This window comes from Colwellia sp., assembly GCF_013214175.1.
Lineage (GTDB): Bacteria > Pseudomonadota > Gammaproteobacteria > Enterobacterales > Alteromonadaceae > Colwellia.
This window is the reverse complement of record NZ_JABSPA010000008.1, coordinates 137702-158777: the sequence shown is the minus strand read 5'-3', so window position 1 is coordinate 158777 and position 21076 is coordinate 137702. Positions and strand designations below refer to the sequence as shown.

The following is a 21076-nucleotide window of genomic DNA, read 5'->3' as shown; positions in this document are numbered from 1 at the left end:
AGTAGCCAAGGCAGTGAGGATTAAAGTAATAATTTCAGTTAAGTGCTAGACAAGAATTAGTCAATTATTAGCTAGGTTTTAGTTAATCGTTAGTTATGTGTTAGTTAAGAGGGGTAACAGTTGTACAAATTCGTTACTTTTTTATCAGCACTAGTTGACACTTCTGCCTTTGCTCAGTATAAATAATAGCGTTGTATATAGTCTGCTTTGGAGAGCGAATGAACGGTTTTGATGATAAACGTGATTTTTACCGCATGATGTTAAATAGTGAAGTGACTGTTACTGTTATTGATGACGAAGTAAATAGTCAACTTACTGCTACTTGTCGAGATTTGAGTGCGACGGGTATGGCGTTTGAAATTGAGCACCCATTAGCTATTTCTACCCATGTAAGAGTTAAAGTAGATTCTGCTAGCAGCCAAATACAAGCATTGGATGTTAGTGGCCGAGTGGTTCGTATTGAAGAAGAAAGTAATAATTGTTACCTCATTGGTATTGCCATTGAAGAAGTCGACTAACACCTTATTTAGGTTACCTCGTTGTTACCTCACTGATAGAATCATTGAATGAATAGCGTAGTGGATTTTTTGCTATTTATTTATTTATTCATGAAGATATAAAGCCAGAGATTACTCTGGCTTTATTTTGTCTTGCCTTTAAGCTTTTACTTTCATTACTTGATTGACATCAATAGCCATCACTAATATAAGTGTTTTATCTGAAATTTTTACTATTCAACCTGACAAACTAAACCTTTCAAATAATAACCTTCTGGGTAATTTGATGAAATAGGGTGATCAGCTGCTTGTTGTAATCGTTCGACAAAATAGACATTTCTTTTTGCATCTAATGCGGCATCGGCAACCACTTTTTGAAATAAGCTTGCTTCCATTAAGCCTGAACAAGAAAATGTTAACAAAAGACCACCAGGGTTTAATAACTGCATAGCAATCATGTTGATGTCTTTGTAACCACGACAAGCGCCGGTTAGCTGTGCTTTTGATTCAACAAATTTAGGAGGATCAAGAATAATCATATCAAAGCGACGTTTTTCTTCTCGATAGGAACGCAATAACTTAAATACATCAGCTTTAACAAAAGAAACGTTGGCATCAGCTAGACCGTTCAACTCTAAGTTACGTTTACCCATATCAAGGGCCGCTTGCGATACATCGACATTAATCACTTCTTTGGCATTGTTTGCCGCGCAATGTAATGCAAAAGTACTGGTATAAGAAAAACAATTTAAAATAGTTTTATCTTTGGCAAATTTACCGGCCGTCAAGCGAGAGTCGCGTTGATCGAGATAAAACCCTGTTTTGTGGCCAGTAGCGACATCAACATGAATTTTTATACCGTGTTCTTCAATTACACACTCAGTAGAGTCTTGTGGTTCAGTTAACCAACCCGTTACCGGCTCTAAGCCCTCTTTTTTACGCACATCAACATCAGATCGTTCATAGATATGGCAATCAGGGTAAAGCTCTTTTAAACAACTCACTAGCGTGTAACGATGAAAATCTGCGCCAGCACTAAGTAATTGACAAACTAGAAAATTATCATATTTATCAATAGTAACGCCGGGCAGACCATCAGACTCACCAGCAATTAATCGATAACCAGTTAATTTACCTTGGGCAATAAACCAGTCACGTCTAACTTGTGCCTTTTGTAACTTATTAAAGAAAAAATCCCGATCAATTTCTTGATGCTCGTCAAAGCTCCAGATTCTAATTCTAATTTGAGATTCAGGTGAATATGCACCCTTAGCTAACCAGTTACCTTTACTATCGAATACATCAACGGTATCGCCTAGCATGGGTTTACCTTTGATTTTGTTTATAGCTTTCGAAAAAATCCATGGGTGTTTACGTAATAATGATTTTTCACGACCAACATTTAAAGAAATTCTTGCTGACATAGGTCTATACTTATTTTTAATGAATAAATACCGAGTATTAAACGAGGCTTTATTCGGTGAAAGAGGAATTTGTGCCGATTTTAGACAATGACTGTCTTAGGTGCAAACTTTACTGATAATAATAGTGATTTAATAAGAGAAAAATCTATGAATGTTAGCTATATTGCGCATATTTCAGGTAGGGTACAAGGGGTTTATTTTCGAGCCTCGTCTCAACAGCAAGCCATTGAATATAGTTTAAGTGGCTATGCGCGTAACTTAGCCGATGGCGATGTAGAAGTATTACTTTGTGGTGAACAAATTAATATTGAAAAAATGCTAGTGTGGCTTGCCCATGGGCCAGAGCAAGCCGATGTGACCGGCATACAGCATAAGAAAGTGCCATGGCAAGAACATCCCTTTTTTTCTATTGGCTAAAGTTACTTATCAACAACAACCTTATTTCTAACACTTACATTTTAACAATTAAAGCGCTATGGCTTAACAAAGCTGAAGCGTTTTAATGTTTTTCCCTCTCGCTCTATCGTTTCATCAAACATAGTTAAAGGGCGCAGCCATATATCTTCTTTATTATCTGCTGGGTGGTAAACCACCATATATTCTTCAGTTTCGCTATGCCGACCAATATGAAGTACTTGGTAGAAGTTGCCTTTAAAATGTTGGTAGGTACCTATTTTTAACATTATTTTATCTTATATTTAATTATGGGAGAGGAGCTTTAAAAAGGGTCTTTTAATATTTTATCAATAAACCACTTACCATCACGTTGGACAACCGCTAAGCGTTTAACTTCTTTAAAACGTTTGTCTTGGTAATAGCCATCAAAATAAACGGTGATATTAGCACTACCTTTAAATTGTTCTCGAATTTTAACACCGCTACTATCAGGTTTCATTTCTACTTTGTCGTATGACATATTAAACAGGTGACGGGCAACTGCTTGCGGTGAGCGATAATGAAGAATAAGTCGTGCTAACTTAGGATTACAAACGGAAGCCGCTTTTTCAATATTCTTTTCATTATACAGGGCATCGAAAAATGCTAAGGCAACTATTTCAGGGTTATCAACCGTAGTGATTCTTTTTGAATCATCACTATCACAAGCCGTTAATAAAAAGACTGAGCTTAATAACAAAAAAGATAGAATATTTTTTAAATGGCGCATGATAATTAAGTCAAAAGTAGAAACATTATGCTTAATAATAACGTAATTACTTTGCTAAAGTGAAGTGAAATTTCTTTGACGATGTTTGAAACGAAAAAAGACACCGAAGTGTCTTTAGTCAAAAGTAAATTAATTCAATAATTTTTATTGAACAAGTTCCTTATCGCTAAAGCTCTCGCTAAATAACGCACTTGATAGGTAACGTTCCGCAGAGCTTGGTAAAATGACGACAATATTTTTACCTTTATTTTCAGGACGTTCAGCTATACGCTTGGCAGCAACAACTGCGGCGCCTGATGAAATACCAGCAAGAATGCCTTCTTCTTTCATTAAGCGGTGTGCCATAGCAAAAGAGTCTTCATTAGAAACCAGTTCAACGGCATCAACCATTTCAAGGTCTAAGTTACCAGGAATAAAGCCGGCACCTATACCTTGAATCTTATGAGGACCCGGTGTTAATTCTTCACCAGCAAGTGCTTGACTGATCACTGGCGAGTCAACAGGCTCAACGGCAACCGTAGTAATGGCTTTACCTTTGGTTAGTTTAATATAGCGGCTTGTACCAGTAAGAGTACCACCAGTACCAACACCAGAAACAAAGATATCGATATTACCATCGGTATCATTCCAAATTTCTGGCCCTGTGGTTTCTTCATGTATTTTTGGGTTAGCTGGGTTGTCAAACTGGCCTAATAAGACATATTTTTCTGGATCTGAATCTTTAAGCTCTTGGGCTCTAGCAATTGCGCCACCCATACCCTTAGCACCGTCAGTCAATTCAACTTTTGCACCTAAGGCAATAAGTAATTTACGACGTTCTAAGCTCATTGTGCTTGGCATGGTTAAGGTGATAGCGTAACCACGCGCTGCAGCAACAAACGCTAAGGCGATACCGGTATTGCCACTGGTAGGCTCAACAATTACTTTTCCTGGGCTTAATAAACCTTTTTCTTCGGCATCCCAAACCATGCTAGCGCCAATACGACATTTAACGCTGAAGCTTGGATTTCTCGCTTCTATTTTAGCGTACACATTTGCGCCATTTTCAGCATTAATCACTCGGTTTAGCTTAACTAAAGGAGTATTACCTATGGTTGTGGTGTTGTCTTCGAAAATTTTAGACATATTGAATCCTGTGGAATTAGTTGTATTAACAGCATAAGAGTAGCTTTTTGTTATAAAAAATGAAGTGATATTTTGTTATAACTTATATTGCTATATAGCAAAAAAGTATAGAAAGCTTGTTTTTTGATATTACTTAAATGCTAGTTTATGGTTTTGTTCTCTTTGCTTTTATTTGCAAACTGCCTTGTTGGTCGTACATTGTTAGCTCGCCATTATTCAATTGGAAACGTTTTACCTTGCCTAGGGCTTGCAATAATCGAGACTCTTGCTCCATTAAAGCAGGTAAACACATTTTTCGAGTTACGGCCATTGGGCCTATGTTTACCGAGTTGTGCTCTAGGGTATAGTTCGAGGATATGTTATTACAGGATGCAGAGCCACTTAATCTGTTTTGCTCGTCAAAGTTTAATTGAGCCGTACTTTTAGTGATGACAGCTTTATCCTTAATTGACTCAACGAGCCAACTGCCAGGTAATGATTCCTGTGTTGGCAGGGCCGAAGAGCTATTACAAGCAGTCAGTGTGGTTGCAATCGCAACTAACAACGTAAGTTGTTTAAAATTTCTCATAGAAATACCTTGAATGCGTAGTGATGAGTTCAATGTCAAAACGCGGTTAATTATAATAGTGTCAGTGTTATTCAATTATTTATAAAACTCAAGTGCTTAGTTTGTTAGGTTATGAAAAGCTAAATGAGGAATTTCTTTAAACGTACTATTTTCATGCTAGCAATACTTTATCGGTATTCTTTATCGGTATTCTTTATCGGTATGACTTACTAGGTAATTACTACGGGGGCTAAATACTGGCGGTAATTCAAAGCGTAATTATAGGAATTAAATGAAGTTGTTGGTCAATAAAAATTGTTGGCGTATAATCATTTTTTTGTTGTCCCTGTTACGTATTAAGGAATTGAATTTGCCTTTTACCCTAGTCGATATTTTAGCTTTAGCTGTTTTCGTTGTCGCTTGGTATGGTTATACCGTATTTGCCCGAAAAAAAGCCAAGACCACAGACTGCATCGCCAGATCTTTACATCAACATCGAATTCATTGGATGTATGAAGTGATTTCGCGGGAAATAAGGGTTTCAGAAGCGGCTTTACTCGCCAACTTGGAACGTAATATCGCTTTTTTTGCGTCTAGCACCTTGTTGATCCTTGCCGGTATTTTTACCTTATTCGCAAAAGTCGATACCTTGGCGGTGGTTATTTCTTCATTACCCTTTGCCGCCGATGTTAATCATTTAGCCATACAATTAAAACTCAGCTTATTAGCCTTTATCTTTGTTATTTCATTTTTTCAATTTACTTGGTCGATGCGCCAATACGGATTTTTAAATGTCATGATAGGCGCGACGCCCTTTGATCAGTCGGGCACAAATGAGAATTTATTGGCTTATGCAAAGCAAATGGCGATAGTGCAAGACCAAGCTGCCCATTCTTATAACTACGGCTTGAGGTCGTATTATTTTGCCATAGCAGCGATGTGTTGGTTTTTTCACCCATTTTTATTTGTCTTGATGAGTTTATGGGTCGTTTACACCTTATATACCCGTGAATTTAATTCTAAGGCGGTGAAGGCCATTACAGCTGCCCAGCATTTATTACAGCAAGAGCGTCAATTGAAAAATGAGAAAATGCCAGGTGTCTAAACAATATCAACAGTATTCCATCGAAGATTTTGATAAATTTGACTGTTTAAAGTTATCAAAACGTTTTTATCTGGTGTTACTGTTTGTTTTACGTGGCTATCTAGTTTGGCTTATGTCCGTAACGAATATGAAAGACCGAGTGTCAACCATGCAGTGGGTTTATCCAGACACAAACTTATTCTTTTTAAGCTTGGTGTCAGGCTTAATTGGTTTATTTGTTGTACTTATCATTAGTCTACGTCGGCCTAATGCACCAAACTGGGTAAAAAGCCTATGGCCTTATTGCCGAGCATTGTTGATAGGAGCGTTAATTTTTGACTTTACCATTAACCTTATTGGCTTTATATTCTGGCAATTGACTTCCATGCCATGGTTAATTTGCCAAGGCTTGATTGTCTTTGCTTTAATTACTCTATGCTTTACTAGTAAACGTATGCAAATTAACTTAATCGAATTTCCTCAAACGCTACCAGAAAAATAGTCATCACATTAAACTTAATGCGTGATAGACATTAAATAAAAGGCCCGCAAGTGAATAATATACCCGACAGCTCAGAGGCAGAAAAAGATCATCGCTTAATCATTTTGGATACTGAAACTACTGGTATCAATCCAAGAGAAGGGCACAGAATTGTAGAAATAGGCTGTGTTGAAATGGTCAACCGTCAATTAACAGGCCGAACCTTTCATGCGTATATAAAACCCCTTGATCAACGCGGCAATGTGTTCGAAATGGAACAAGAGGTTATAAATATTCATGGTTTAACCAATGAATTTCTAAATGACAAACCTATTTTCTCTCAGGTAGTTCATGAGTTTATTGATTTTATTCGTGGCGCTGAGCTCGTAATACATAACTCCAAGTTCGATGTTGGCTTTATGGATCATGAATTTTCATTGTTCAACTCCATGAATCGCAGCCAAGACAAAGTACCGATGACTGAAGACATCTGTACTATTACCGATACTCTGAAGGTGTCAAAAGAAAAACTGGGCTCACCCAAGACCTTAGATTACTTAGCACGATTCTACCGAGTAGATAAATTAATCGACCGTACTTATCACGGGGCATTGATTGATGCGCAATTATTGGCCTTTGTCTATATAGAAATGACGCGCTTGCAGTCAACATTAGATTTTTCAGTTGGTGATGGTAGTAATACAGATGTTAATGCCATCAGACGGTTACCATCCACACGGAATAAATTAAAGGTTATTGCTGCTTCGGCCGATGAATTAGATGCACATGCCGATCGTGTTGCCGTAATAGCCAAAAAAGGAGGAGAGCCACTTTGGAAATAACTAAGCATCAGTGTTTTAACGCTAAAAAAATTAAAGTATCAAGCTTGTCTGCTGCTTTACTTTTTATTGTAACTTCATTTAGTGCTGGAGCATTGATTAATAGTGATATAGAAAATAGCAGTAAAGTAGATAAGTTGAGTAAAACGCGCGTTGAATATTATCAAAAGGATAATATAACCAATCAAGTTCCTTATTTTGATAATCGATTTCGTCTTGATGCCAACTTAGATGAAATAACGTTAATTTTTTATCGTAAAAGTGGTAGTAAGCCTATTATTCTTATTAGACCTGACGGTAGTAAAATACGGGTCAATGAATTTGATCATGAAAAAGTGCAATGGTTTGATGACAGCACATTTGACATGATTAAGATAAAAAATCCTATGCCTGGTCCTTGGCAAGCGGTTGGCGATATTTTACCGAATAGCCAAATATTGGTGGTCTCTGATATTAAAATTGCTGTCGACCCCTTACCTGAAATTGCTTTTTCAGGTGAGACTCTTAAAGTAGAAGGTCGTTTATTTAATGGTGACGATGCCATTGTTAGCCCACACTTTAAAAATGTCGTTAAATTAGATATTAATTTTTATAGCACTAATAACTCAGCCTATGAAAATTTTGGCGCCGATGCGATTAAAGTCACCTCCTTTCGTGATGATGGTCATGGTTTAGATGAATACGCTAATGACAATATCTTTACCGGTGAATTTATCTTAGATTTTGCACCAGGCGAATGGCAACCGGTTTACCTGGTCAAACTTCCCATGGCAACGCGAGAGTTAAGGCAAACAACTATCCTCTTACAAAAAACACCCGTTGAAGTGAGTGTGGTTAAATCAGCAGAGTCTGATAAACCTCACCAATTAGTATTAACTATAGACCCCAGTTATGTTGACCCAGATAGTCTTGTTTTTCAGGGGAAGTTTACTTTTCCTGACCGTCAAGTTGAACCCTTTTCAATTATGGAGAGCAATGGTGAGAGTAGGGCAACTACTATTACCAATACAGAGCCGGGTATATATCGAATTAATGTCAGTGCTTTCGGTAAAACAATAACAGGACGAGAATTTCGGTTAGTGGTACCTGAGTTCACTTTTAATGTTGAAGCGGTGAATAATATGATGGCTATCGATGGTGTTGCAGCTAATTCGGAAGAAATGAGTGCTGTAATTGCAACAACAGCTGATTTACTTGTTAAAGCAGAAGAAGAAAATGAGCTGGTTTTATTAGAGCAGCAGCAAGTACAAGCAGAAAAAGAGCAAGAAACTATGTTATTGATTGTCGCTGGCAATGTTTTTATCATCATTATTGCGCTTGTGCTGTTTTTTGCTTTAGGTAGAAAGAAATCAAAAACTAAGTAAACCTAAGACCAATTGGCGTTTAATCTGCCAATAGTGATGGAATATGCTTTGATTTTCATCAGATTGCTCGTCAAATGTGCATGCCGTAAATTTAATTAATAAAGTGGTTGACTGCACCGCGTCATAACCGTATTATCTCGCCGCATTCAACGACATGTTGTTGAAGCAGACGATAGGTTACATAGATTCATTAATTTTAATTTTTGTGACTTATAGCAATATATAGCGGAGTGGTAGTTCAGTTGTTCTAACGCGGAGTGGTAGTTCAGTTGGTTAGAATACCGGCCTGTCACGCCGGGGGTCGCGGGTTCGAGTCCCGTCCACTCCGCCAACTTTGTGCTTTATTTTCTATTCTATTATATAGAAAACTTATTGAATACTTCCTAAAATATCCCCAGTAACTCTCTCAAAATCAAATTAGAAAACCTATTATCTGTATCCATAGCTATATAATTCCTATGTTCACAATGTTTTAAATACAGCAGATTATGCGCTTTAATTAGTATTACTCGTGATTAATAATCTCTTTTTAACTCATTTGTTTAGTCAATTTATTTTAAAATAGCACTCACTATCTATTCCAATTATTAAGTAACTTTTTAACAAAGCTTACTGCTATATATTGTTCAATTTTAACACCTCTCTACTTGTAGTGACTTACACCGGGTTAACAAGTAAATGTTTGCGGTGAATTAGCCTGAATTTTCCCAATAAAATTTTATAACCTCATGCCTGTCAGCAAAAAAGTATAAAAAAGACTTGAATTAGTGGTACGACCAGTGCTTTAATCTAACTATAACATTATAAATAGTTCACTAAATTTGTCGGAGAAAGGTAATGCTAAGTTATAAAGCACCAATAGCAGATATTAAATTTTTGCTTGAAGATGTATTCAATTATTATGATCATTATAAAAAACATGAAGAATTTGAAGAAGCTACTCCGGACTTAGTCGACGCTATCCTGCAAGAGTGCGCAAAATTTTGTGAAAACGAATTACTGCCTTTATATCAAAGTGGTGATAAAGAAGGTTGTACCTTTGATAATGGCAAGGTAACCACCCCAAAAGGCTTCAAAGAAGCTTACCAACAGTACATTGATGGTGGTTGGTCTTCGCTATCACATTCATTAGAACATGGCGGACAAGGCTTACCACCTTCATTAGGTATGGTGCAATCAGAACTGACTGGTACGGCTAACTGGTCTTGGGCTATGTATCCTGGTCTTAGTCATGGTGCAATGAATACAATCACTACGCACGGTAATGATAAGCAAAAAGAGCTGTATTTAACGCGCTTAATCCAAGGTACGTGGACCGGCACCATGTGTTTAACTGAGCCACAATGTGGTACCGATTTAGGGCAAGTTAAAACTAAAGCCGAGCCAAATGGCGATGGTACCTACAACCTCACCGGTACTAAAATATTTATTTCTGCGGGTGATCATGACCTAACAGACAACATTATCCATATTGTACTAGCAAGATTACCCGACGCGCCAAAAGGTACTCGTGGTATTTCATTATTTATTGTGCCAAAAATAAAAGCTGAGCAAGACGGTACGCTAGGTGAAGCAAACAATGTTACTTGTGGTTCAATAGAAGACAAGATGGGCATTAAAGCCTCTGCGACAGCGGTACTTAATTTTGACAATTCAGTTGGCACGCTTATAGGTCCAGAAAATAAAGGTTTAGAATGTATGTTCACCTTTATGAATACCGCACGTATCGGCACAGCGTTACAAGGGGTTTGTTCTTCAGAGTTAGCTTTTCAAAACTCTTTACTTTATGCCAAAGAACGCTTGTCTATGCGCTCACTAACCGGTAAAAAATTCCCAGATCAAGTAGCGGATCCGATTATAGTTCACCCTGATGTACGTAAGATGCTGATGACGCAAAAGGTGATTTCTGAGGGCGGCAGGGCAATGATTTATTACACTGCCAAAATCGTTGACGATATCTCTATGGCAAAAACAGAAGCAGAGCGTCAAGCAGCAGACGATCGTTTAGGCTTTATCACACCTATCTTAAAAGCGTTCTTAACTGAACTTGGCTCTGAAAGTGCTAATCATGGTTTGCAAATTTTTGGTGGCCACGGTTACATTAAAGAATGGGGCATGGAGCAAATAGTACGAGACGCAAGAATCGCGACACTGTATGAAGGCACCACAGGTATACAGGCTCTAGATTTATTAGGTCGTAAAATATTAATGACTCGTGGTAAGTCGCTAAATGATTTCTCTAAGGAAGTACTAAGCTTTTGTAAGAACAAGAGTTTAATTTCTAGTAATCCACATAAACGTCAAATGAATCGTTTTATCTGGCCATTGGGCAAGGCAATTGCTAACTGGCAACAGTATTCAATGCGTTTAGGACTTAAAGCTAAATCGAATCGTGATATTGTCGGCTCAGCATCAGTAGACTTTTTAATGTATTCTGGTTATGTAGTTATGGCTTACTTTTGGGCTCAAATGGCACAATCGGCCTATGAAAAGCTAGCGAGTGATGTTGAAAATCGTGACTTCTACCGTGCAAAAATTAAATCAGCTGAGTTCTATTTCGAGCGCATGTTACCTAGAACTAAGTCTCTAGCTAAAACTATGATGGCAGATCCAAAAACCATAATGCAACTTGATCAAGAGTTAATGTCTTTTCTTTAATTCACCCGTAAGTTAAGAAAAGTATTAATTAATTGTACAAACAAAAAAGCACGGTAACTTTATATAATAGTTACCGTGCTTTTTTATTGATTTTTTTAATTAGTAATTTATTTTAGAGACATAATCCAAGCAATAATCCTGCGTGTTGTCTGTTCAATTAACGCAGTATCAATATTTACTTGCTTGGCAAGCTGGCCATATTGAAGCTGAGAAAAAACTGTGTACATTATTTTAGCATCGAGCTCAGGGCTAACCTTGTTGAAAAATTGACATAGCTGCTGGTAAGGGGCTAACTGAGCTAATTCATGCTCTTGGGCAAGTAAACGTAAAGCAGGTGTTACTTGTATCTCTGTTAACATTAGTTGCTCCACCGCAAGAGATATGGCCTGATGTTTGATATTGTCAATTAAATGTTGAGCAGTCATTTCGCTCAATTGTTGACACAAATCCTCCTTAACAGCTGTTTTCCTAAGTGTTTTCTTCTCTATTTTAGTTATAAGGGTAAAAGCTGCAGCTAAGATGGTATCAGCTCGTGAGATAATACGTTCGGAATTTAATTTAAATGCTTGATGAATAAGCTCTTGGATATCTTTAAAATAATAAGTTGTTAAAGAAAGTTGAAGTTGTGCATGGCTGGCAATCGCACGGTGAGTAGTGCCTTTGATCCCATTGAGCGCTAAAACCTCAATCGCTGCAATCAGAATTCTTTCGCGAGTCCTTTCTCCTTTAGAGCGACGTTTTACTGACAAGCTCTTATGCTGTTCAGTCTGCTCTGGAATAACTATATCTTTTACGGCCATGTTCAGCTCAGTTACATTATTATCATTATATTTACCTTATATTAACATCGTTTCTAGCTGCTGATAATAATTAAAAAATACTTTATTTACCCATGTTAAAATTTAGTGCAAATTGCAACATGGGCGTTAATCGATATTAACCTAGCTTGCAGGCTGAAATGCGGCTAATTCTTTACTATCAAAATCGTCTACAGCAATTGCCCATTGACGGCCAGCTTCTGCAGTCGTTAGTAACTGAGCCTCAGCTTCTGATATGATGCTTTCAGCGAGACCCAGCTCTGCTACCTTATTGAGTTGATAAAAAGGCAATTTTTTATTTAAAGCACGACAGACTTTTTCATGGATTGGTTCACAATTAATTATATCTTCAAGCACTTGCTCTAACTTTCCAAAAATATTATTGCCATCGCGGGTTAAATATTGACCTTGACCTAAGCGAGTACGACTTGCGCAAGGGCTTTGAAGTAATCTTGCTACCTTTTGTGCTATTTCATCACTTGGTTTCTTCAGCCAAGTGCCTAGTGGAAATATAATCACCCGTAATAGTTTTGCTACGACTTTGTTAGGGAAATTATTAATAAGCTCGTCAATTGCATGTTGCATGTTGTAGAGACAATCTTCAACGGCATGCTGAACGAATGGCAGATCAGCACTTTTCCGGCCCTCATCATTATATCGTTTTAACGTAGCGCTCGCTAAGTACAACTCGCTAAGTACATCTCCTAGCCGGGCAGAAATACGTTCTTTTCGTTTTAGCTCAGCACCTAGAACAAGCATAGCGATATCAGAAAGCATGGCGAGGTTGGCGCTAAAGCGAGTCAGTAATTGATAATAGCGGCGTGTTTCATCATTAAATGGACTACCTAAGAAGCGTGCACCGGTAAGTGAGCACCATAAACTACGGCTAATATTACTGATGCTAAAACCTATATGACCAAAAAGTGCATGATCAAAGTCGTTAAGCGCTTCTTCATTATCACTATTATTGGCAGCTTCTAGTTCTGCCAGTACATAGGGGTGGCAACGAATAGCGCCTTGACCGTATATAATCAGACTACGGGTTAAAATGTTCGCGCCTTCTACCGTGACGGCGATGGGAGCACCTTGATAGCCACGAGCTAAATAATTATTTGGTCCCATACAAATACCTTTACCACCATGAATGTCCATGGCATCGATAATGGATGAACGCATCTTCTCGGTAAGGTGGTATTTGGCTATCGCTGAAATCACAGAGGGTTTTTCGCCCAGATCGATGGCTCCCGTTGACATCGTAGTGACGGCGTCCATTAGATAGGCATTTGCGCCAATACGGGCAAGAGGCTCTTCAATACCCTCCATTTTCCCAATAGGCATTTTAAATTGTCGTCTTATACGACTGTAGGCTCCTGTGGCTAAAGCCACGGTTTTAATCCCTCCGGCACTATTTGACGGTAGGGTGATAGCACGACCAACGGATAGGCATTCAACCAACATACGCCAACCTTGTCCGGCCATTTCAGCGCCACCAATGATAAAATCAAGGGGAACAAAAACATCTGTACCTTGGGTAGGTCCATTTTGAAAGGGAACATTTAATGGGAAATGTCTGCGGCCAATGACAATATTCGGTAAGTCAGTTGGAATAAGTGCACAAGTGATACCCAAATCTTTTTTATCCGAAAGCAGTTGCTCAGGGTCTTGTAATTTGAATGCTAAGCCTAGTACGGTTGCAATTGGGGCTAGGGTTATATAGCGTTTGTCCCAGGTTAGTTTCATACCTAAAACATCTTTGCCGTCAAATTGACCATGACAAATAATACCAAAATCGGGAATAGCTCCAGCATCTGAGCCAGCTTCTGGGCTGGTAAGGGCAAAACAAGGGATCTCTTCACCTTTGGCTAAACGGGGTAAGTAATGGTCTTGTTGCGCTTTGGTACCATACTCTTGTAACAATTCACCTGGACCTAATGAGTTAGGCACACCGACAGTACTGGCAAGCACTGAGTTAACGCCGGTGAGTTTTTGCAAAACCCGTGATTGGGCAAAAGCGGAGAACTCTAAACCCCCGTATTGTTTTTTAATGATCATGGCAAAGAATTTATTTTCTTTTAAAAACTGCCATATTTCTGGCGGAAGATCGGCAATTTCATGGGTAATATGCCAATCGTTAACCATGGCGCACACTTGCTCAACCGGTCCATCTAAAAACTCTTGTTCCTGCGTGCTTAACCTTGGGCGAGGGTAATTATGGAGCTTTTTCCAATCAGGGTCACCGCGAAATAAATCAGCATCGAACCATGTGGTGCCAGCATCAATTGCTTCTTGTTCGGTCGAGGACATTTGTGGCATTATTTTTTTGAACAGAGCCAATAAAGGCATACTTATAAATTGTTGGCGAATACTATCAATATTCAGTGGTAGTGCGATTACAGCAAAGAGTAACCAAGAGACAATGCCAATGATGTTGAAAAACGACCCTAATACCATCAGCGTAGCAAAAGCTAAGGTGTAACTGGATAATGATGTTCTTGCATAGCTCATAAACCAAGTAAGCGTAAATGCGACAAATAACCAAATAATAATATCCACAAGGATTCCCTTTTAGTATTTTTTTTGTGAGGTGAGAGAAAAAGTAATTGAATTTAAAATACTTTTTAGTCAATGATATACTCTATTTATAGAATAAATTGATGATTTAGCCAAGCATATTTTACTTTTAAGTGTTTGGCTGTTTTAGGTGGTTAAATATGTTTGAACTCTTAGTTATGTCTCTTTATTCTTTCTTGATTAGCATCAGGATATCTCCCACACCCCAGTAAATACAATTGCTACACGAGCTAAGCAGTTTATACTGTCTCACATAGCCACCCTTGTTTGGGGCTAACTGACACTATGCACTTTACAGATAAAAGTCTTAAGGCTTTAAAGGCTAAAGAAAAGCTCTGTGTGGCTACCGCAAAAAGTGATGTCCGGGACATTGGCAGCTTGCAATTAAAAGTATACCCAACAGGCACTAAAAAATTCCAATTTCAATATTATACTAACGGCCGAAGACGAATAGAAATTGGCCCTTATGGAGCTATTTCGTTGCGGATGCCAGAAAAAAAATTTAGCGCTATCTGAATTAGTGCCATGAGGTGGTAATCCGGCTGCTGATAAGATTCAAATAAAAGTCGAAAAGCAACAAGCCGAGGCACAGAGTTCTTTATTAGAATTTATTGAAGACTTTGTTGTGTTTATTAAAAATAATTGGGCACCAACCACAATCAAACACACTAATAATTCATTAACTAGTAATGTTATCCCCGTGCGACTTTAGGCGAACATGCAAAACGCTAATGGGGGCGGCGGGTATCAGTAAGGAAATGCGAGATATATTGCAGCAACATGATAAATCGGACGTATTTGCGACTCATTATGATAGATATAACTACATAAATGAAAAGCGCGCAGCCCTGAATACGAGGATAGCCATTTTTAATGGAAAAGGTAATAAATAAAAAATCATAACAAATGCAATAACATAGAGAGGCTTAACATGACAGTAGTACTTCATTCAATAGCGCGTAATGCCTTGTAATGTTTTTATTCGTAACAAAGCGTTACAGTTTTCCCTGTTGTATTTGTTTTTTAAAGTGTACCAGGTCAAATGTACTGGTTTTATTTACAGTTAATAATTAAAGGGCTTTGATAAAGCTTGAAAATTATTAACTGTCTTTTTTTATTAACTTTAAATTTTAAGGATTCAATCACAATGGATTTATCTGGTGTGGATAGCAGTAAACTTCAAAGTTCTGAACAACCTTCAACGACAAAAAAAACTGACACAATCGTAACACCTGAACATGGTGGCGGTGGTGTATATGTTCCTCCCAAAGTTAATGATTCAGTGACAATAAGCGCTGAAGCTTCAAAAGCGTTAAATGATGAACAGGTTAAGTCTTATCATGGTGGCGGCGGCGTTTACGTTCCACCAAAGAAAGAGCACAAAGCATAAGCAAGGACTTTAATGAATGTACTTCGATTTACTTAACAACCCAGAGACCGCTCAGCTAATAGACTTTTTAGTAATGTTAGGCTTTATCGGTGTCTTTATTTTAAGTTATAAAAATTGGCGGGTTAATCCATCGGTTTTTATTTGTAGTATTATTCTTTTTGGCTGCTTTGTGGTTGCAAACAATACCTTTGAATATTTCTGGCTGACTGATAATACTCAACCAGACTATAACTTCTATCTACGCTGGCTTGAGTATGATGTATTAGCAATAATTTCTATCATTACCGTTCACTTAGTTACTAGAGTTAAATTACACAAAGCTACATTCGCAATCATGTATTTACTTGCTATTAATACGATTACCTATTTAGCAATGCATATTGATATTATGGTGTTAGAAAACCGAGAAAGTTGGTGGTTATGGACCTGGTATACGCCAAGTACACTATTGGTTGAATTATCAATAATAATAACTTTAGCAACCATATCGATTTTAGAAATTAGAAAGCAGGTTATAGCGGAGTAGGGATATAAAATAGAAAAGATATTTTATCTGAAAGGAAACTGAGTATGTACATGCTCATTCTATTTTGATGTAAACGGGTGGATTTTATCACGGCCACCTAACGAACGTTATTCAGACACGGAAGATAACTTGAACAAGGTAAAGTTATATTATGGTCGCTCAAAGTACGCTTCCCTTAAAGTAAATAATGTACATGATGAAAAAGTTAAACCAATATCCATGAGTGTAAAGTAATTGATTTACTCGAAGCCGTTAAAGCAGGTATTGCCAACCCAGCTATAAGATGTTGTGAAACCATGTTGCGCTTACGCGAAAGTGAAGAAATAGCCACAGAGCTAGGCTTTGTTGGCGTTTTTTACACGCTAACTTGCCCAGCAAGATATTGATACTCATTCAAATAATGGCTTATTTGATAAGCAAGTAATAGATGTAGGTGGTGGTGGTATATTATCTGAATCATTAGCAAAGTTAGGCGCTAAGGTAACGGGTATAGATATGGGTACTGAACCCTTAAATGTTGCTAAACTACACGCTCTATAAACAGGCTTAGCCATTAATTATCAGAAAATTACCGCGAGCCATAATTAGCACCAAACCAATAAAAGTTAACTGTGATTATATGCAGTCACAGTATTGCTGCAATAATAATCTCTCAACATTCAAACCATAGAAAAATTCACTCTTCTTAAGCTCCCGATTTAGTGCAAAAAAAAGACGTTTGTGACATTGGGTATTTAACTAATGGATTGTCTTCATTAAGGTGCTTTGTCGTAAGTTAGCTCTTACGCTGTTAATGCACATACTTGGTTGGCAGTACTATTATCACAAGCCGCTGTTTTCACTATCCAAAATGCAGTGCAGTTAAGTTATCTAATGACTTAAAGCCAATTACAGCTTAATATAAATAAAAGCTAAACGGATTTTTGATCTGTTTAGCTTTTTATTTTCTATAGTGACACTCTTACGGACACTGTGAGGAATTTTAAAGGTTGTCAGTTCGGTTAAGTTACTTGTTTTAAAAGGATTAAATGATTTATGTGTGAACTTCTAGCCATGAGTGCCAATGTACCAACCGATATCTGTTTTAGTTTTAGTGGTTTAATGCAACGTGGTGGTAATACCGGACCGCACAGAGATGGTTGGGGAGTGACGTTTTATGAAGGTAAGGGCTGTCGTAGCTTTAAAGATCCTATGCCAAGTGCACATTCTCCTATTGCTGAGCTGGTTACTAAATACCCGATGAAAAGTGAAGCGGTAGTCTGTCATATTAGACAAGCTAATTCAGGTGAAGTCTGCCTTGAAAATACTCACCCATTTGTTCGACAAATGTGGGGGAAGAATTGGACCTATGCTCATAATGGTCAATTAAAAGATTTTGCTAATGAACTACCGATTGAATTTCACTTACCTATTGGTACAACGGACAGTGAACATGCTTTTTGCTGGATACTTGATCAATTGCACTTAGAGTTTGGTGCTAAGCAAGTTGCAGCTAAAACCTTGTTTTCTTTTGTTGCCTCACTGGCGGCAAAAATCGATAGCCTTGGCGTTGGCAACATTATTATTACCGATGGTGAATACTTGTTCGCTTATTGCTCTAATAATTTACATTGGCTTACCCGTAAAGCTCCTTTTGGCCAAGCCAGTCTTATTGATGCGGAAATGGCGGTGGACTTTAAAAAAGAAACCAATAGCAATGATGTTGTTACCGTTATTGCCACTAAACCACTGACAGATGATGAGACCTGGCATAAAATGGTACCAGGTCAATGGCAGTTATTTTGTTTAGGAGAGCTAGTTGCTGGTGATATCACTAGTGCAGATGTTAATGCCGATTAGTGTAGATATTAGTCCAGATATTAATACAGATAAAGAAAGTGCTTAATAGCTAAAGCTAATAACATGATGCTTTACTGTTGTTTTAGCTAACATCATAAAAACTCCAAGCGATAAAGCGACTGATTTTTTGTCCTTGAGCCATGTTAATGACTTTAACTTGGCTTGCTTGGGCTTTTTTTAAGCTGAGCTTTAGCTTAGATATATGATCTTTTTTCGACACCAGACAAGTAAACCAAAGTACCTGTTTTTGATAAGTCTTACTCTCTTTAATCATATTACCAATGAAAGCTAATTCGCCACCGGGACACCAGAGCTCAGCTTTTTGTCCACCAAAGTTTAGTTGTTTGCTTTGCGCTTTAGCAGGAGTCTTCGCTTTATTCAAATTTTGCCATTTTCGGCTAGTGCCTTGGCTAGCTTCAGCTAAAGAACGATGAAATGGTGGATTACATAGGGTTAAATGATAAAATTCATCCTCAGCAATAATACCATTAAAGATATGATTACTATCTTCTTGTAAACGACAGGTAATCGCTTTAACGAGTGTCTTATCAGCAGAGACTATGTGCTTGGCAACTTTTATGGAAATAGGATCAACATCTGAAGCGACAAAATGCCAACCGTATACTCTTTGCCCTAGCAGGGGATAAATGCAACTTGCTCCTGTGCCTATATCAAGCACCTTCACCTGTTTTTTATCACCTATAAGTGTTTTAGGCGTTGTCGCAAGTAAGTCATGTAGATGGTGAATATAGTCTACTCTTCCTGGGATTGCTGGGCATAGATAGCCCTCAGGTATGTCCCAAAAATTAATTTTATAGTCACTTTTTAATAATGAAAAATTCAGGGCTTTAATAGCCAAAGGATTTGAAAAATCTATAGTGTCTTGATTATTATATTTATTTTTTATAATAAAAGGTGATAATTTAGTATTAGCTTTCACCAATGCTTTAAAATTATAACCCTGTATATGCCGATTGTTTTTATGCAAAGTAGTACCGTTAGAATAAAAGATGATTTGAATAGCGGCTTGCTTAATTACTACTTGGCTTTTGGCCAATTTTAAAATAGCCATTACTGGTAAATTGTACGACCTGTTGGCGTTTTTTACCCAATAGAATAGGACCATCATCCATAAATAAAAAGTTTTTCCAACAACGCTTGAATATCAACCAGTTGGTTTCTATGACATTGTCTCGTGAGCTACAGTAGTAGACTACGGTATTTTGATCCCAGTCCAGATGCTTTTCGATTAGCTCAGGTAGCGCTTCTTCATTGCTGTCCCAAAGACCTTCCCATTTCCCTTGCTCTAACCAGTTGCTCTTATCCGTAGGCCAATCGCCTTTTTTGAAAAAGTCAGGGTGATCTACTTGGCGAGAAATAAAGGTATCCCATACAATATTAGCGCGTTCAATATTCATAGGTTTTATTTTTGCTAGGTCAGATTCTACAATAGGTAAACTTTTATGCTTGAAAATCCAAGCATTTTTTAAACTCTCTAGGGGCAGGTAATTCATTAATATCGCTCAAAAAGGAAAACAAGGTAATTATACCCAGCAATTGCCAAATAAAAAAGCGCTACATAAACTAACAAGTTACTACATGCTTCAATGACAGAATAATACTGCTATTATGCGGTGAATTAATGCTTTAGCTACTTAAGCTTTAATTTGTATAAATCCATACTTTTTATAGTCAGGTACAGCTAAGTGTATAATAAGCGCTTAACTAAAAAGTGTTTAGCCAGTAATACCTTTTGGGTCAAAAGTAAAGGGGTAACACCTCTGAGGTATAGGACATGGGGTTCCATAATTCTGCCATGGCTTCATTTAAAGCGTTTTTACTCATTGTCGCTCGTTTTTTTGCACAGGATAACTATGCGACAACATTCGCGGCGTGATTAAAGTCGCTTTAAATTTTGACCCTGAAAGATCATCAGACTCTAGTTAAAAAAAATGGCCAGTTGATATTTTAACTGGCCATTTTTTTTACTATTTTAAATCTAAAAGTAAAAGGTGGTTGAGTTTTTAAGGACAAACTTTAGCCGATGATAATTAGGAAATATTATCTGGCTGATTTTTTTTAGCAATTCGATAGGCGTCAAAAGCGGCAAGTCCCCAAATAAATAGCATTAAGTACCCCGAAGTAGCAAGCTGAGGGTTATCTATTACTCCTTGGTCCACCAATGCTTGTTGGATTGCCGAAATCTCCATAGAAACTTCCCCTCGCATAATGCTATCGATAACTTGCTGACTCTTAGTAAGAATATCTTTAACAAATCCCAATAGCAGATATGCAAAGCTAGCAATAAAGCCTAGGGCTATCGCATATTTTTTTAATAATAAATGCCCAGCCCCGGGGAAAATCAGTAATGAAAATAAGGTAACTTTGGTTGTTTGTTTCATGTGTGGACTACAGGTAAGCCTTTTAAAGTAAAGACATCATATAATGATAACTTAAGTTAGGCTATACAAAATAACAGCAAGTTTTCTTGCAATGGAAACCAGTTTTGTTTCTTAAGAAACTGTTCTGGTTCAATAATCAAACGATTGTTTTAATTGAAATAAAAATGTATACTCAAAATAATAAAATACATTGAGTTACATTTTCAATAAATTTAATAAACTCAGATGCTTGCGATGTGAATGAAAGTCATTACTACTGGGCATCTTAGCGTAATGATAAGAAGGACTTGGTTTAGCAATAGAAATGTTAAATCTAAGTAACATAAAATTAACGCTTGTTTAATTT

General features: G+C 37.5%; 22 protein-coding genes, 1 tRNA gene and 1 pseudogene. 14 read left to right on the top strand and 10 right to left on the bottom strand.

The features are described 5' to 3' along the window. Positions 1-218 precede the first annotated feature (218 nt). On the top strand, positions 219-518 hold the full coding sequence (locus HRT55_RS17545) for a PilZ domain-containing protein (protein WP_291623282.1): 300 nt from the start codon (positions 219-221) through the stop codon (positions 516-518). A gap of 212 nt (positions 519-730) precedes the next feature. On the opposite strand, the gene HRT55_RS17540 is transcribed toward HRT55_RS17545, so the two are convergent. Further along, positions 731-1921, bottom strand: a complete 1191-nt coding sequence (locus HRT55_RS17540) for a class I SAM-dependent methyltransferase (RefSeq protein WP_291623280.1) — start codon at positions 1919-1921, stop codon at positions 731-733. A gap of 147 nt (positions 1922-2068) precedes the next feature. On the opposite strand from HRT55_RS17540, the gene HRT55_RS17535 reads away from it, so the two are divergent. Continuing rightward, positions 2069-2338 (top strand): acylphosphatase, encoded by a 270-nt coding sequence (locus tag HRT55_RS17535; protein WP_291623278.1) that lies wholly within the window; start codon positions 2069-2071, stop codon positions 2336-2338. A gap of 56 nt (positions 2339-2394) precedes the next feature. Here HRT55_RS17535 and HRT55_RS17530 read toward each other — a convergent pair whose 3' ends face one another. The 4 genes from HRT55_RS17530 to HRT55_RS17515 form a co-directional block, all read right to left on the bottom strand. Next, on the bottom strand, positions 2395-2604 hold the full coding sequence (locus HRT55_RS17530; protein ID WP_291623276.1) for a DUF1653 domain-containing protein: 210 nt from the start codon (positions 2602-2604) through the stop codon (positions 2395-2397). Between the two features lie 35 nt (positions 2605-2639). Beyond that, complete coding sequence (locus HRT55_RS17525; RefSeq protein WP_291623274.1) at positions 2640-3086, bottom strand: hypothetical protein; 447 nt, start codon at positions 3084-3086, stop codon at positions 2640-2642. A gap of 144 nt (positions 3087-3230) precedes the next feature. Next, positions 3231-4211: a cysteine synthase A gene (gene cysK, locus HRT55_RS17520; protein ID WP_291623272.1), complete on the bottom strand. Its 981-nt coding sequence runs from the start codon at positions 4209-4211 to the stop codon at positions 3231-3233. Positions 4212-4356: 145 nt separating this feature from the next. After that, on the bottom strand, positions 4357-4779 hold the full coding sequence (locus HRT55_RS17515; RefSeq protein ID WP_291623270.1) for an META domain-containing protein: 423 nt from the start codon (positions 4777-4779) through the stop codon (positions 4357-4359). Positions 4780-5128: 349 nt separating this feature from the next. Here HRT55_RS17515 and HRT55_RS17510 point away from each other — a divergent pair, with 349 nt between their 5' ends. From HRT55_RS17510 to HRT55_RS17485, 6 genes are all read left to right on the top strand, one after another. After that, positions 5129-5863: a DUF599 domain-containing protein gene (locus tag HRT55_RS17510; protein ID WP_291623268.1), complete on the top strand. Its 735-nt coding sequence runs from the start codon at positions 5129-5131 to the stop codon at positions 5861-5863. Continuing rightward, positions 5856-6344, top strand: coding sequence for a DUF2919 family protein (locus tag HRT55_RS17505; RefSeq protein ID WP_291616239.1), 489 nt, complete (start codon positions 5856-5858; stop codon positions 6342-6344). The genes HRT55_RS17510 and HRT55_RS17505 overlap by 8 nt, the downstream gene beginning before the upstream one ends. 50 nt (positions 6345-6394) lie before the next feature. Then, on the top strand, positions 6395-7165 hold the full coding sequence (gene dnaQ, locus HRT55_RS17500) for a DNA polymerase III subunit epsilon (RefSeq protein WP_291623267.1): 771 nt from the start codon (positions 6395-6397) through the stop codon (positions 7163-7165). Continuing rightward, complete coding sequence (locus tag HRT55_RS17495; RefSeq protein ID WP_291623266.1) at positions 7156-8526, top strand: TIGR03503 family protein; 1371 nt, start codon at positions 7156-7158, stop codon at positions 8524-8526. Before dnaQ ends, HRT55_RS17495 begins: the two co-directional genes overlap by 10 nt. Positions 8527-8780: 254 nt before the next feature. After that, positions 8781-8857 (top strand) — tRNA-Asp (locus HRT55_RS17490). A gap of 506 nt (positions 8858-9363) precedes the next feature. Further along, positions 9364-11184: an acyl-CoA dehydrogenase C-terminal domain-containing protein gene (locus HRT55_RS17485; protein ID WP_291623265.1), complete on the top strand. Its 1821-nt coding sequence runs from the start codon at positions 9364-9366 to the stop codon at positions 11182-11184. Positions 11185-11291: 107 nt separating this feature from the next. On the opposite strand, the gene HRT55_RS17480 is transcribed toward HRT55_RS17485, so the two are convergent. Together HRT55_RS17480 and fadE are read right to left on the bottom strand one after the other, a co-directional pair. Further along, positions 11292-11933, bottom strand: a complete 642-nt coding sequence (locus HRT55_RS17480; RefSeq protein WP_291623264.1) for a TetR/AcrR family transcriptional regulator — start codon at positions 11931-11933, stop codon at positions 11292-11294. A gap of 192 nt (positions 11934-12125) precedes the next feature. Continuing rightward, a complete protein-coding gene (fadE, locus tag HRT55_RS17475) occupies positions 12126-14555 on the bottom strand; it encodes an acyl-CoA dehydrogenase FadE (RefSeq protein ID WP_291623263.1) in 2430 nt (809 codons plus the stop codon). 303 nt (positions 14556-14858) lie between these two features. Here fadE and HRT55_RS17470 point away from each other — a divergent pair, with 303 nt between their 5' ends. From HRT55_RS17470 to HRT55_RS17445, 6 genes and pseudogenes are all read left to right on the top strand, one after another. After that, complete coding sequence (locus HRT55_RS17470; protein WP_291623262.1) at positions 14859-15089, top strand: Arm DNA-binding domain-containing protein; 231 nt, start codon at positions 14859-14861, stop codon at positions 15087-15089. Between the two features lie 631 nt (positions 15090-15720). Then, the gene (locus HRT55_RS17465) at positions 15721-15963 is read left to right on the top strand and encodes a hypothetical protein (RefSeq protein ID WP_291623261.1); all 243 of its coding nucleotides are present in this window, start codon (positions 15721-15723) and stop codon (positions 15961-15963) included. Between the two features lie 16 nt (positions 15964-15979). Next, a complete protein-coding gene (locus HRT55_RS17460) occupies positions 15980-16489 on the top strand; it encodes a hypothetical protein (protein ID WP_291623260.1) in 510 nt (169 codons plus the stop codon). Between the two features lie 215 nt (positions 16490-16704). Next, the gene (locus HRT55_RS20985; protein WP_367241225.1) at positions 16705-16875 is read left to right on the top strand and encodes a replication endonuclease; all 171 of its coding nucleotides are present in this window, start codon (positions 16705-16707) and stop codon (positions 16873-16875) included. A 16-nt stretch (positions 16876-16891) separates the two neighbouring features. Beyond that, positions 16892-17026, top strand: a pseudogene (locus HRT55_RS17450) (bifunctional 3-demethylubiquinol 3-O-methyltransferase/2-polyprenyl-6-hydroxyphenol methylase); the annotation flags it as partial. A 498-nt stretch (positions 17027-17524) separates the two neighbouring features. Beyond that, complete coding sequence (locus tag HRT55_RS17445; protein ID WP_291623259.1) at positions 17525-18328, top strand: class II glutamine amidotransferase; 804 nt, start codon at positions 17525-17527, stop codon at positions 18326-18328. An 82-nt stretch (positions 18329-18410) separates the two neighbouring features. On the opposite strand, the gene rlmF is transcribed toward HRT55_RS17445, so the two are convergent. The 3 genes from rlmF to HRT55_RS17430 form a co-directional block, all read right to left on the bottom strand. After that, positions 18411-19316 (bottom strand): 23S rRNA (adenine(1618)-N(6))-methyltransferase RlmF, encoded by a 906-nt coding sequence (rlmF, locus tag HRT55_RS17440; protein ID WP_291623417.1) that lies wholly within the window; start codon positions 19314-19316, stop codon positions 18411-18413. A 43-nt stretch (positions 19317-19359) separates the two neighbouring features. Beyond that, positions 19360-19842 carry a DUF2947 domain-containing protein gene (locus HRT55_RS17435; protein WP_291623258.1) on the bottom strand — a complete coding sequence of 161 codons (483 nt, stop codon included), beginning with the start codon at positions 19840-19842 and terminating at the stop codon, positions 19360-19362. A gap of 537 nt (positions 19843-20379) precedes the next feature. After that, the gene (locus HRT55_RS17430; protein WP_291623257.1) at positions 20380-20730 is read right to left on the bottom strand and encodes a hypothetical protein; all 351 of its coding nucleotides are present in this window, start codon (positions 20728-20730) and stop codon (positions 20380-20382) included. Positions 20731-21076: the final 346 nt, after the last annotated feature.

Bases quoted from the DNA above. Each gene is read 5' to 3' on its own strand.
- HRT55_RS17540 (WP_291623280.1), bottom strand. From the start codon at position 1,921: ATGTCAGCAAGAATTTCTTTAAATGTTGGTCGTGAAAAATCATTATTA.
- HRT55_RS17485 (WP_291623265.1), top strand. From the start codon at position 9,364: ATGCTAAGTTATAAAGCACCAATAGCAGATATTAAATTTTTGCTTGAA.
- HRT55_RS17460 (WP_291623260.1), top strand. From the start codon at position 15,980: ATGTACTTCGATTTACTTAACAACCCAGAGACCGCTCAGCTAATAGAC.
- HRT55_RS17465 (WP_291623261.1), top strand. From the start codon at position 15,721: ATGGATTTATCTGGTGTGGATAGCAGTAAACTTCAAAGTTCTGAACAA.
- HRT55_RS17515 (WP_291623270.1), bottom strand. From the start codon at position 4,779: ATGAGAAATTTTAAACAACTTACGTTGTTAGTTGCGATTGCAACCACA.
- HRT55_RS17535 (WP_291623278.1), top strand. From the start codon at position 2,069: ATGAATGTTAGCTATATTGCGCATATTTCAGGTAGGGTACAAGGGGTT.
- HRT55_RS17530 (WP_291623276.1), bottom strand. From the start codon at position 2,604: ATGTTAAAAATAGGTACCTACCAACATTTTAAAGGCAACTTCTACCAA.
- HRT55_RS17430 (WP_291623257.1), bottom strand. From the start codon at position 20,730: ATGAAACAAACAACCAAAGTTACCTTATTTTCATTACTGATTTTCCCC.
- HRT55_RS17435 (WP_291623258.1), bottom strand. From the start codon at position 19,842: ATGAATTACCTGCCCCTAGAGAGTTTAAAAAATGCTTGGATTTTCAAG.
- HRT55_RS17470 (WP_291623262.1), top strand. From the start codon at position 14,859: ATGCACTTTACAGATAAAAGTCTTAAGGCTTTAAAGGCTAAAGAAAAG.
- HRT55_RS17525 (WP_291623274.1), bottom strand. From the start codon at position 3,086: ATGCGCCATTTAAAAAATATTCTATCTTTTTTGTTATTAAGCTCAGTC.
- HRT55_RS17545 (WP_291623282.1), top strand. From the start codon at position 219: ATGAACGGTTTTGATGATAAACGTGATTTTTACCGCATGATGTTAAAT.
- HRT55_RS17445 (WP_291623259.1), top strand. From the start codon at position 17,525: ATGTGTGAACTTCTAGCCATGAGTGCCAATGTACCAACCGATATCTGT.
- cysK (WP_291623272.1), bottom strand. From the start codon at position 4,211: ATGTCTAAAATTTTCGAAGACAACACCACAACCATAGGTAATACTCCT.